9 protein-coding genes and 1 CRISPR repeat array are annotated in these 12305 nt (G+C 59.8%); of the genes, 8 read left to right on the top strand and 1 reads right to left on the bottom strand.

What is annotated here, in order from left to right; genetic code table 11:
* Positions 1-260: 260 nt before the first annotated feature.
* Positions 261-440, bottom strand: a complete 180-nt coding sequence (locus tag IEX61_RS12550) for a hypothetical protein (protein WP_054671739.1) — start codon at positions 438-440, stop codon at positions 261-263.
* Positions 441-662: 222 nt separating this feature from the next.
* Here IEX61_RS12550 and cas6 point away from each other — a divergent pair, with 222 nt between their 5' ends.
* The 8 genes from cas6 to cas2 are packed head-to-tail and all read left to right on the top strand — an operon-like array spanning position 663 to position 9391.
* On the top strand, positions 663-1424 hold the full coding sequence (cas6, locus tag IEX61_RS11050; RefSeq protein WP_054671733.1) for a CRISPR-associated endoribonuclease Cas6: 762 nt from the start codon (positions 663-665) through the stop codon (positions 1422-1424).
* Positions 1418-3511, top strand: a complete 2094-nt coding sequence (locus IEX61_RS11045; RefSeq protein WP_188818079.1) for a hypothetical protein — start codon at positions 1418-1420, stop codon at positions 3509-3511. Before cas6 ends, IEX61_RS11045 begins: the two co-directional genes overlap by 7 nt.
* A gap of 33 nt (positions 3512-3544) precedes the next feature.
* The gene (locus tag IEX61_RS11040; protein WP_054671736.1) at positions 3545-4468 is read left to right on the top strand and encodes a CRISPR-associated protein; all 924 of its coding nucleotides are present in this window, start codon (positions 3545-3547) and stop codon (positions 4466-4468) included.
* Between the two features lie 21 nt (positions 4469-4489).
* A complete protein-coding gene (gene cas5 / locus IEX61_RS11035; protein ID WP_188818077.1) occupies positions 4490-5197 on the top strand; it encodes a CRISPR-associated protein Cas5 in 708 nt (235 codons plus the stop codon).
* Complete coding sequence (cas3, locus tag IEX61_RS11030) at positions 5194-7572, top strand: CRISPR-associated helicase Cas3' (protein ID WP_188818075.1); 2379 nt, start codon at positions 5194-5196, stop codon at positions 7570-7572. Before cas5 ends, cas3 begins: the two co-directional genes overlap by 4 nt.
* Positions 7573-7597: 25 nt before the next feature.
* On the top strand, positions 7598-8107 hold the full coding sequence (gene cas4, locus IEX61_RS11025; protein ID WP_218185382.1) for a CRISPR-associated protein Cas4: 510 nt from the start codon (positions 7598-7600) through the stop codon (positions 8105-8107).
* A gap of 21 nt (positions 8108-8128) precedes the next feature.
* Entirely contained in the window at positions 8129-9121 is a 993-nt protein-coding gene (gene cas1b / locus IEX61_RS11020) for a type I-B CRISPR-associated endonuclease Cas1b (protein WP_188818073.1), read from the top strand.
* A gap of 6 nt (positions 9122-9127) precedes the next feature.
* Positions 9128-9391 (top strand): CRISPR-associated endonuclease Cas2, encoded by a 264-nt coding sequence (gene cas2 / locus IEX61_RS11015; RefSeq protein ID WP_054672089.1) that lies wholly within the window; start codon positions 9128-9130, stop codon positions 9389-9391.
* A 209-nt stretch (positions 9392-9600) separates the two neighbouring features.
* A CRISPR array of direct repeats spans positions 9601-12305; the repeat unit is 30 nt; unit sequence GTTTGGAGCCTACCTATGAGGAATTGGAAC.

Here is a 12305-nt window from a genome sequence, read left to right as displayed (position 1 = left end):
AGGGAGAAAACGTGCGAATGAGTGAGCAAAACGGAGAAAAAGGGTTAGTCATTGAGGGAGGGATTGGAGGGCGTTCATTGCTCATCACCTTGTTTGAAACCTACCTACGAAGGATTGGAATCCCTGACCTTGCCCTGCGTTGAGGGTTTTTCAATCTTTCGCCATGTTTTCTTACTTCCCCTATGGTTTCCGCGCTTTACCGGTACACGTGGCCGTCATGGAAATAAGAAAACCGCCATGCCGTTAGGCGCAGGCGGGCATCAACGTTTCGCTTTCCATATCACTTTGTCAATCTGTGAGGGCTGTACAGTCTCCAAGCTGCCATCATCAAATTCAACCTCATATGCCAGCGGGAAGTCAGGGACATCGTACACTTCAACAACTGTTCCCTCCCGCCCATCCTTTAACTTCACGACATCAAACTCGCCAATCTCATTCATCGACATAGGTGGTCACCAGTCTTTCCTTCATGGTTCTCAAACATCCAGGCCGTCAGAACGCGAGCGGTCTTGCCGTAACCCATTTTTTTATGAATTGACCATTAGACGGCCTCATAACAGTTTGGAGCTATCTACTCTAATAAGGGGATTGGAATGCATACTGAACAATGGTAAAATAGACCTGTCCAAACGTAGGAGATCAGGTTGAATGAGGGGCTGAGCATGCATCTGCACATAACGCTCACATCGCCGACGGGTGCGTTGCGCCTTCCGTTTTCGTATCCGTATTGGATTCAGTCAGCCTTATACCGGGCGCTCGACGCGCGCTTTGCGACGAAGCTGCATGACGAAGGCTTCCGCTACGGAAAACGGGCCTTTCGCCTGTTTTCGTTTTCGCGACTGCTTGGAGCCTATGTCTTAGACCGTGATCGAAAAGAGATTGTCTTTTCGAACCCGATTCGGCTTGTGGTTGCTTCCCCTCTTGAGGAGTTCCTTCGGCAGCTGTCCGATCTCCTCATAAAAGAAGAAGGTTTGCGCTTGGGTGAGCAAACGGTTTTCATCGAGGAGATTGCCTATCGCCGGGTGCGGGTGGATCGGAATCCGCTTGTGGTGCACACGCTTTCTCCCATTACGGTGTATTCCACCATGACGCGTGGCGACGGCAAGCGTTATACCTATTATTATGCGCCAAAGGAAAAGCCTTTTGCCGAGTTGATTCACCAAAATCTTGTGAAAAAATGGACCGCTTTGACGGGGGAGCCGTATGCAGGGCCGGAAACGGTGGTCAAGCCCGTGGGGCGCACGCGGCTTCATCTCGTCACCTACAAGGGAACCGTTGTGAAGGGATGGTCGGGGCGGTTCGTGTTGGAAGGAGACCCGCGGTTGATTGAATTGGGGCTGTATGCGGGATTTGGGGCCAAAAATGCGCAGGGGTTCGGGTTGTGCGAGCCCCTACCGGACAGAGGTGAATCGCAGACGTGCTGATCGACGGCTTGATCCGCATGGGACTCCCCTTGTTGAACCGTGGGGGATCGCCCGCCGAGGTGATCCGGCAGATCACCGATGTGGAAGCGGGGGCTCAGTTTTTCCAAAACGTCATCCTTGTGGAGATCGATGTGGCGCAGCGACGGTTTGCCGTGCATCCTCCCATGGCGTGGGGCGACTGGCAGGAAGAGCCGCAGGAAGGCGGAAAGGGGCGGCGCAAGAAGACGCAGGCCCGCTTTGTTCCCGACCGGTCGCGCACCGTCGCCGCACCGTTTGTCCTGCCTAAGGGGGGCAATCCTCTTAAGCCTCAGGGGCGCTACGGCATACCGGTGTACCTTGTGTATGACAAACAGTTCCGTGAGCTGGCCGCCAATGCTGAGGCTGTGCGCGATTTTCTCGAGCGGCGCCTGGCCCGCACCCAGTTGTGGCGCGGGGCGGTGGAGGTGGCGGCGCTGACGGCGCCTTTGGCCGATGCCTTTGCTACGCTGGCCAGCGGCGCAACGGAGAAGGAAAAGCTGTACGGGCTTTTGGTGCTGGCCGAGGTGGGCGAGGGCCATCCCTACCGGTATGCGGCGGCCGCTTCAGATGACGGGCCGTGGGTGGTGCAAAGCCGCCTGCACCCGGGGGTGGCCGTTTGCGCCAACCTCGCCCTTTTGGAGCAGGCGGCCTGGCAGGCCAAGCTGGCCGAGGGCATGGAGAAGGGCGCCCTCGATGACGGCGTCTGCGTCTGCTGCGGGGCCGAGGGGCCGGTGGTCTCCATCGCCAACCAGGCGTGGCCCCTGTTTGCCTTTGAGTGGCGCGCGCCCTTGCCCAGCGAGCTAGCAGAAGAAGAGCTGGTGCGGGGGGCAGCGCTGTGTCACCGCTGCTACCAGGGGCTTACCCTGGGGGGACAATTTTGTTTTTCCACCGCCTCGCGCCGCCTGCCGGTGTGGGTGACCCGCGAGCTGTTTGCCCCCGCGATGAGCCGCGGCGGTGACACTCCGAGGCAGGTACGGCAGGAGGTGTATGCCGGGCTGATCATCACCCCGTTGGTGCCCTTGGATGCGGAAGCCGAAAAGCGCTTTGCCGACGGGCTTGAGGCCTTTCGCCGCCAAACGGTTTATCTGGAGCGCGGATTGCCGCTCGAGCAAGTGCTGGGCCTGGAGCAGACGGTGCTCCCCGAAACGCTCACCGATGCCCGTTTCCGCCTGACGGTGCTGTACTACACGGGGGAGGTGGCGCGGAAGAACGTCCATTTGCTGGCCGTGGTGGAAGACGTGACGCCTTCCGTGGCCCAGGCGGTAGACGAGCTGCTCGTGGCGCTGGGCGAGGAGGTGGCCCGCCTGTGCCAGGCGCTGCAGCTTTCTCCCGCGCGGTATGAGCGGCAGCTTTTGTGCCTGCCGCCGCTTTTGGCGATGGCTTACGGGTATGGCTATGTGTGGCAAGCGCTGGGACGCATCTTGCATCGGCAGCCGATCGCCCTCAGCCCCATGGTGCGTCACGCGGCGTTGCGCATGCAGGAGTGTGCGGCGCGCTGGCAACGGGACGACGCGCGGTGGGCCATGCGGGAAGAAGTGCTGCGCTACCTGGTGTTTCGGGCCTTCTGGCAGGCGTACATGAGGAAGGTGGTTCAACGCAAGGAGGAGGGAGCCGACATGCGGCCGTGGCCGGAGCTCTTGAACGAGCTGAAGGCGGGGAGCCTTGACTTTGCCCGATCCGTCGATGAGCTGGGGTTTGCCGCCGGGTATCTGGTGCGCGCCTTCAGCCGCGGGTACTGGTGGAAAACGAAGGGCAAGGACTTTCTTACCCACCGGGTGCTGACCTTTGGCAGCCGGTTGACACCGGATGCGGTGTGGCGGCGGGCGATCCTGCCCATGCCGGAATATGCCGTCCGGGTGGGCCTGCCCTTGAGAGAGGAGTTGCGCCGCCAGCATGGGGCGTGGCTTCTGGCCTACCGGCAAATGGAGCCGGAGGTGCAAAAGGCGCGCGATGCCTTTCTGGCCGCTTTTTGGGCCGGCTATCATTTGGCTGATAGCGTGCTGGGTGCCGCGGAGGCGGAAGGTGAAGGCGTGGCGGCTGATGAAAGCGCGGCAATGGCCGAAGCTTAACGCGCGGAAGAACAGATGGAGGAGGTCAACGCGATGGTACGCAGCGGGGAGTTGCTCTTTGTCAAATCGGTAAAAGACGGGATTCCCAACCGCGATCCCCTGGCCGACAGCGATGCGCGGCGCCTCTTCGACGAGGAGGATGGGCGCATTTCTCTGTCGGATGTGAGCATCAAGCGGGATGTGCGCGATTTCGTATTGGCCAAGTACCCCGATGGGGGCCCGGAACGCCGCCATTTCGTGTTTGTGCGGGAAGAGCGGGTAAACGGCAAACTGCTCAACCGGCGCGATTTGGCCAAAGCGATCGTGGAACGGGCCTTTGGGAGCAGCGAGGTCACCCTGGAGCGGATCATGCAGGCTTCCTTCGATGCCCGCGTGTTCGGCATCGTCTTTTCTGTTAAGGACGAAAGCTTTCACCGCACGGGTCCGGTGCAGTTTGGCTGGGCCCATTCCCTGCACCCGGTTGAGTCCCGGTATGTGCAGGGGACGGTGGTGATGCCGGCGGAGGAAGGGAAAGGGCAAGGGACCATCTGGACCACCTATCTTGTGCCCTTTGCCGTTTTTCTCATGCCGGGGGTGATCAACGCGACGCTGGCCAAAGAAACCGGCATGGACGAGCAGGATTTGGCCCTCCTCTTTGAGGGGCTGTGGAAGGGCACGCTCCATCGCCAGGCTCGCGGCCGCGGTTTGCAGCAACCCCTCTTCCTGCTGCATGTGGAATACGAAGACCCCTTCTACCGCATTGGGCACCTGGAAGAGGCGGTGCGCCTTCTGCCCGATGCAGAGGCGTGGCGTTCGGGACGGAAGCCGTCTTCGCTCGAGGAGATCGAATTGGACGTGACGGGGCTGGCCGAGGTGCTGGAACGCGAAGCCGGGCGCATCGCCCGCGTGCGGTACATGGCCCATCCCGCGCTGCGGTTGCGCGGAGAACTGCCGGGACGCGTGGAGTCGCTGTGGTGAGAAGCAGGAAGGGGGAGAACGTTGACGACGCTGCTCGTCTTTGACGTGCGCGGGCCTTTGGCTCATTTTCGGCGGCCCGACACGGCCGTAACCCACGCCACCTACCCCTTCCTCACGCGGACGGCGCTGCACGGATTGTTGGGGGCCATCCTCGGTACCGAACCGGTGCAGGACGGTTGGGCGGCCATCGAGCTGCGCGCGCCGGTGCGCACGCGCGCGCAGCAGCTGTCGATGCTGGGGAAGATGTACCTCGACGGGAGTAACACCAAAACCTTCCACCGCCCCACGGCCGTGGAGCTGCTCATCCAGCCCCATTATCGCATCTACTACACCGGGCCGAAGCAGGCCGAGCTGGCCGAGGCGATCCGCCAGCGCCGCAGCGTGTACCCCACGTATCTCGGCGTGGCCTACGCGCTGACCGTTCCGGAGTATGTGGGTGAATGGGCGGCCGATCCGCTGGAGGAGGCAGACGAGGAGCCGCTGCTGTGCCGCACCGTGGTCCCAGTGGCAGCGGTGAAACGCCTCGAGCCGTTGCCCGATGCGGAGTATGCCCGCGTCGGCGGGATGCTCTATGAACGGGTGGGGCCGGGCGAATACCGCGGGGGCGTCAGCGTGCTCTACAACGCAGCGGGAGGGCCGATCCGGTTTGTGCCAAAGCCTTCCGCGCATCTTCCTGTGCGGCTGATGGGCCTCCGGGAGGGCGAAGCGGGGGTGGTGGCGCTGTGGTGATCCCCTTTGCGGCGTGTTGGGCCCGTCCGTCCCAGCGCCTTTCGGATCACCTGGATGCTGTCGCCAGGGCGATGGCCCCGTCGCCCAAGTCGCCGGAGGAATGGCTGGCGCGCCTGGCGGGGTTTTTGCACGACCTCGGCAAGGCGCGCGCGGAGTGGCAGCGCTACCTGCAGGGCAAGGAAGCGGAACGGCCGGCTCGAGCCGTGCCGCATGCGTATTTTGGGGCCGCGGTGCTGGCGGCCCTGGGCCAGGACCTGCTCCGGCACCTGTCGGCGTGGGAAGCGCACCGGGGCACATGGCTGCGCTGGGTCCGCGATGTGGCCGATCACCACGGGGAGCTGGGGGACATCGAGGATGCCCCGCCCTGGCGCGGCCACTGGCACGCGGCGGTGGCGGCCGACGTGGACTGGCCCGGGGTGGCCCGCGCGCTGGCTCCCCACCTGCCGCCCACTTTCCCCGTCCCCGCCTGGCTGCACAGTGGCAATGCGGTTCATGCGCGCGTGCACGCGCTCAGCCTCCGGTGGCGCCAGGAGGTGTCCCGGTGGAAGGCGGTGTGCGTGGGCCAGCTGGAAGACCGAGCGGCCCCCCAGCGCGTGGCCGACGCCTGCCTGCGCGCGCAAACGGGGCGCCTGATCGCTGCTGATCGCATGGACTCGGGCCAGGTGCAACCGGCGGAGTGGCAGCCGTCCCAGGCGGAAGCGGCCATCGCGGCCCTGGAAGCCTCTATTGACCGCACGCGGCACGGCACCGATGGTGGCACCAACCAGATGGACGGCCTGCGCCAGGCCATGCGCGAACGCGCCCTCGCCGCCTGGCGCCAAAACCCCGACGCCCCGTTTTTTGCCCTCACGCTGCCCACGGGATACGGCAAAACCCTCACCGCCTTGCGCATCGCCCTCGAAGCGGTGCGGCAGAATCGCGCCCGGCGCATCGTCTATGTAGCGCCGCACATCTCCATTCTCTCTCAAGCGGCGCGGGAGATTGCCACGGCGTGCCGCGTGGAGGTCCTCGAACACCACCATCTGGCGGTGGCGCTGAGCGACGAGATGGACGATGCATCTTACCTGGCCATGGAATCGTGGCAGGCCCCGGTGGTGGCCACCACCTTCCACCAACTTTTCCGGGCCCTCTTTCCGCGGCGGGCCCAGCATACGCTGCGCGTGCCGGCGCTGGAAAACGCCTTTGTGCTGTTGGACGAGCCGCAGATGCTCGATCCCCGCGTTTGGAATGTCTTGCTGCAGCTTTTGGCGGCGGCCTCCCGCACCCTGGGCACCCAGGTGCTCCTCGTGACGGCTACGCTGCCGCCGACGCGCTATGCCGGCATCGAGGTGCAGGAGCTCATCCCTGCCGAAGAGGTTCCGGCGGTGTGCCGCTATCACGTAAGGGCGTGGACCGATGCGCGGGATGCGGTCGATGAGGAGGACGTGGCCGAACTGGCCGTGCGCAAGGCGCGCGAGGTGGGGCAGGTCGGCGTGCTGCTCAACACCGTGGCCGATGCCCTGCGCGTCTTTCGCGCCGTACGACAGCGAACCGACATCCCGGCCTTTTTCCTGCACGGCATGCTGCAGCCGATTCACAAACAGCGGAAGCTCAAGGTGCTGCGCGAACATCTGAAAAGGGAAAAGGCGGCCATTGTCGTCGGCACGCCCATTCTGGAGTGCGGGCTCAACCTGAGCGTGCGCTTCCTGTGGCGGGCCCTGTCGACGATTCCTTCCCTCGTGCAGAGCGCCGGGCGCGTCAACCGGCGCGGGGAAGGAGAGGTCGGGGAGGTGTGGACCCAGCCTTTTGTGCGGGGTGGCGAGCGGTCGACGCGCGAATGGCTGTACCGGCGGCGCGAAGAACGAGAAGTGACCGACGCGCTCCTGTCCAGCGCGGCTTATCCGGCTGAAGAGCCCGATGTCCTCGCCCTCCTTTCTACCTATTACGACGAGGTGTTTGCCCGAAATGCCCACGTGGCCTATGTTGAGCGCATGAAAGAAGCGGCGCTGGGCCAATGGTCGGCCCTGCGCGGCCTGGAACCCTTTGAAGAGACCGTCCCCACGGTCACGGTGTTCGTGCCGACCGGGGAGGAGCACCTGACCGAAGAGCAGCGCGAGCGGTACCTTGGACGATGGGGATGCCGAACCGCAGCGGAATTGTACGAGCGGTATGGCGATCCATCCTGGATGCGTCGCCTCAGCTTTCTCGAACGCAAGCGGTTTCTGGCCGCCTTGCAGGCCTTTTCCGTTCCCGTGGTACAGACCTGTGCCCAGCGCGTGGCGGTCGACACCGAGCGCGGGATTGTCCTGTGTTCCGACCCTCGGCTGTATGACGAAGAGCTCGGCTTTGCCGCTCTTCGCGATGCCGAGGCGCAGCAGGGGGCGTGGCTGTGGTGAGACAGGGAAGGGGGAGGCGCTTGTGGTGTCGGAGGATTCCCTTTCGCGGGTAAATGGGACGCTGGTCTGGTACTGGGCCATTTGCAAGCGCCAGGTCTGGCTGATGGCTCGACAAATTACGCCTTCTCATGATGACGACAACCTGCGGATTGGGCGGACGCTGCATGAAGAGGCCTATGGGCGCGACCGGAAGGAAGTCCGCGTCGAGAACCTCGCGCTGGACCTGATGCGCACGCCCGAGGGGGACGTGGTGGTGGGCGAAGTGAAGAAGAGCTCCCGCTATGCGGAAAGCGCCCGCCTGCAGCTCACCTATTACTTGTACCGGCTGCAGAAGTTGGGCGTGACGGCCAAGGGGCGGCTCCATTTCCCCCTGGAACGGCGTACCGAGGAGGTGGTGCTCGACGAGGCCGCCGCCGAGCGGATGGCCGAAGTGGAGAAGGAGATTGCCGCCCTCGTGGCCAAGGAGGACCCGGTTCCGGCAGTGTGGTGCAAGTGGTGCCGGAAATGCGCCTACCGGGAGCTTTGCTGGGCGTAAGGGACAAGGAAGGGGAGCGCGGTGAAGGAGTCGCTGTACATCTTTCGCGACGGCCAGTTGCGCCGGAAAGATCACACGCTCTTGTTTGAGACGGCCGACGGCAAGCGGTACGTTCCGGTGGAGCACGTGCGGGAGATCTTCTTGTTCGGCGAGGTCGATGTGACGAAGAAGATGCTGGAGTTTTGCAGCCAGAAAGAGATTCCCGTGCATATCTACAGCCACTATGGCTACTACATGGGCACCTTTTATCCGCGGGAACACCATGTGAGCGGGTATGTGCTCTTGAAGCAGGCCGAACACTATCTCGATCCTTCCCGTCGCCTGGCTTTAGCCCGTCGCTTTGTCGAGGGCGCCCTTGACAACATGTTGAACGTGCTGCGGTACTACAAGAACCGCGGCAAGGCCGTGGAACCGATGCAGGAGGCGATAGAGAGCCATCGCCGCGAGGTGGAGACGGCCGGTTCCATTGAAGCGCTCATGGCTGCAGAGGGACATGCACGTCAGGCCTACTACCAAGCCTTTGATGCCATTCTCGAAGACGAGGCGTTCCGGTTTGGCATGCGCTCACGCCGCCCACCGCGCAATCGCTTAAACGCGCTGATTAGTTTTGGGAACTCCTTGTTGTACAGCGCGGTGTTGCGGGAAATTTACCACACGCAGCTCGACCCGCGCATTGGGTTTCTGCATGCGGCGAACTTTCGGCGGTTTTCGCTCAACCTAGACGTGGCGGAAGTGTTCAAGCCGCTCCTCGTCGACCGGGTGATCTTTCGGGTGTTGGGTCGTCGCCAGATTCAAGCCGACGACTTTCTCCATGAGCTCGGTGGCCTGGTTTTGCGCGAGCGCGCCCAGCGCGTTTTTGTCGAAGAGTTTGAGAAGGGCATGCGCACCACCCTGCAGCACCGGCGTTTAAAACGCAAAGTCTCCTATCGGCAGCTTATCCGTCTGGAACTTTACAAGATTCAAAAACATCTGCTGGGCGACGAGCCCTATACCCCCTTTGTCAGCCGGTGGTGAATGCTCGTGTACGTGATCTTGGTGTACGATGTCGATGTCAAGCGCGTGGCCAAAGTGCTCAAAATCGCCCGTCGGTACTTGACTTGGGTACAAAATTCGGTCCTCGAAGGAGAGCTGACTCCCAGCCAGTACTTCCAACTCAAAAATGAGCTCCGGCGTGTGGCCAATCTCAACGAGGATTCGTTTATTTTTTACGTCATGCGTACCAGCCGCTACAGCGAACGCGAAATCATGGGCGTACAAAAAGGCGGATGGGAGACCATTTTGTGAGGTTCCGAATGCGCATCGCAACTTCTCTGCACTTGGTGTCGTCGACCTCCAGTGCTGCAAAAATGCCAGGGGGTCGACGACACCCATTTTTTGTCTCTCCTCGCCATTTTCCTCTTGCCTGCGGACCTTCCGTTCATGTACAATGATTTCGAAAGCTTTGGCATGGTGCCCGGTGCCCTTAAGAGGGTGCTAGCATCGCGATTTTTTGGGTTTGGAGCCTACCTATGAGGAATTGGAACAAAAAGGCCTATCCGAGCCTCGCATCCTCACCGCTCGTTTGGAGCCTACCTATGAGGAATTGGAACAGTGGGTGGAGCCAAAGAACACGAGCCGTACCTGCCCGTTTGGAGCCTACCTATGAGGAATTGGAACACTGCTGGTGTGGTTAACAACAAAATGTATGCAGTAGGTTTGGAGCCTACCTATGAGGAATTGGAACGCTCCGGACTCGGTTCCGGCGCAGGATTCGGATTCGGTTTGGAGCCTACCTATGAGGAATTGGAACCCGTTGCTGGGCTGTTTTATCTCGTTGGATTGTGGTGTTTGGAGCCTACCTATGAGGAATTGGAACTCGGTCGTCCACCCACGCCACGCCATTCAAGCCGTCGTTTGGAGCCTACCTATGAGGAATTGGAACTCTCGCGCGCCGCCAAACGCTATCTCGCGTACAAGAACGTTTGGAGCCTACCTATGAGGAATTGGAACCGATATGCTGTACCAATTGCAACGCTCGAAAGACGAGTTTGGAGCCTACCTATGAGGAATTGGAACTCGCCTTTCCGCAATCGTTCCGGCCTCATCTGCGCCTGTTTGGAGCCTACCTATGAGGAATTGGAACACCGGTGTCTGTGTGATACTGGTCCGGTGTCTGTGAGGTTTGGAGCCTACCTATGAGGAATTGGAACTCGATGATTGAGACGCTGGCCGGCATTGCCGGTTGTGTTTGGAGCCTACCTATGAGGAATTGGAACTGCGCAGCTCATAAGTCTTCGCGTAGCGCTCACCTCGTGTTTGGAGCCTACCTATGAGGAATTGGAACAATCAAAAAGAAAAGCCCTTTAAAGGGCTTTTTGAAAGTTTGGAGCCTACCTATGAGGAATTGGAACAAACGGCGTTCCTCAACTTCGTTGCCACGCTGTTCGGCGTTTGGAGCCTACCTATGAGGAATTGGAACCTCGCGGAGCGTGCTGGTATAACGAAGACGGCGATCGTTTGGAGCCTACCTATGAGGAATTGGAACCACAACTCGTACACGAGCCACGGGCTCCATTCACCGGTTTGGAGCCTACCTATGAGGAATTGGAACATACGGCATGTTTGGTCGGGCTCGTCGGCATGGAACCGGTTTGGAGCCTACCTATGAGGAATTGGAACATCCTACAGGGGATGATACACGATGATTTTTGCGCGGGTTTGGAGCCTACCTATGAGGAATTGGAACTGCGCTTTAGAGGAATGTCCCAATGAGGATGAGCTAGTTTGGAGCCTACCTATGAGGAATTGGAACCTTTGGTCGCCGCATTGTACCATCCGTCGCCAAAAAGTTTGGAGCCTACCTATGAGGAATTGGAACAAGTGTCGTCCCATTTCAGCCCTCCTTCTTGCTTTCGTTTGGAGCCTACCTATGAGGAATTGGAACTCGCTTCATCTTCTGTTTTATGGTAGGTAACAATAAAGGTTTGGAGCCTACCTATGAGGAATTGGAACGCCGCTATTTCCGCAATGGTCAGCCACTCGCCCTCCTGTTTGGAGCCTACCTATGAGGAATTGGAACATGCGACGCTAACGGTTGCGAGCCTGTCGGACATCGTTTGGAGCCTACCTATGAGGAATTGGAACCCGGAACGGCGCAGACCAATGACCAGGCCGACGACCGTTTGGAGCCTACCTATGAGGAATTGGAACGTGATTTGATATGCTTTATTGATGCTTTAAGGGTGAGTTTGGAGCCTACCTATGAGGAATTGGAACCTGCACAATCTCGATTACCCTACGCGCTGGGAGATTGGGTTTGGAGCCTACCTATGAGGAATTGGAACTGCATGTCCTCGCTGAATTCGTGGATGGCGTAGTAGAGTTTGGAGCCTACCTATGAGGAATTGGAACTGCGACGTGGAGATGCTGAGATGAATTTCGCATACAAGTTTGGAGCCTACCTATGAGGAATTGGAACAAGCTTTAGAGACAATTCAATGGGTAGAAAGTGCATTCCGTTTGGAGCCTACCTATGAGGAATTGGAACTTCGTATTGGGTGGCCCGTAGCATATGATGCCGGGCAGTTTGGAGCCTACCTATGAGGAATTGGAACAACAGAACACCTGCTTCATCGAAAATAAGCAGGCATTGGTTTGGAGCCTACCTATGAGGAATTGGAACCCATTTCTGGTTACAAGTCTTACACAATCGGGATCTGGTTTGGAGCCTACCTATGAGGAATTGGAACCCACATCGCTCGAACGAGCGATGAAAGACTGGGCCTAGTTTGGAGCCTACCTATGAGGAATTGGAACAGGCCGTAGCAAGCTTCCGCAGCACACGATCCTTAAGGGTTTGGAGCCTACCTATGAGGAATTGGAACCTCCGGTCTCAATTTGGTGTACGCGTAGTAGCGGCCGGTTTGGAGCCTACCTATGAGGAATTGGAACCACGCCTATTTATCGCCGCGTCGAGAACCGCAATTTCGTTTGGAGCCTACCTATGAGGAATTGGAACGAGACGCAATCAATGCCTATGAAGCGAAACGGGGGTGAGTTTGGAGCCTACCTATGAGGAATTGGAACTCGTGGGCCGCCTCGCCTGCATTCATTTCCCGCACCGGTTTGGAGCCTACCTATGAGGAATTGGAACTGACACCGCACGCTGTTCGTCAATTTCAGCAGCGTGGTTTGGAGCCTACCTATGAGGAATTGGAAC

It is taken from the genome of Calditerricola satsumensis (genome assembly GCF_014646935.1).
In the GTDB taxonomy this organism is placed as follows: Bacteria; Bacillota; Bacilli; order Calditerricolales; family Calditerricolaceae; genus Calditerricola; species Calditerricola satsumensis.
Note: the sequence above shows the minus strand (reverse complement) of the source record. Positions and strands in the feature narration are given on the sequence as shown.

Bases quoted from the DNA above. Each gene is read 5' to 3' on its own strand.
- IEX61_RS12550 (WP_054671739.1), bottom strand. From the start codon at position 440: ATGAATGAGATTGGCGAGTTTGATGTCGTGAAGTTAAAGGATGGGCGG.
- cas6 (WP_054671733.1), top strand. From the start codon at position 663: ATGCATCTGCACATAACGCTCACATCGCCGACGGGTGCGTTGCGCCTT.
- IEX61_RS11040 (WP_054671736.1), top strand. From the start codon at position 3,545: ATGGTACGCAGCGGGGAGTTGCTCTTTGTCAAATCGGTAAAAGACGGG.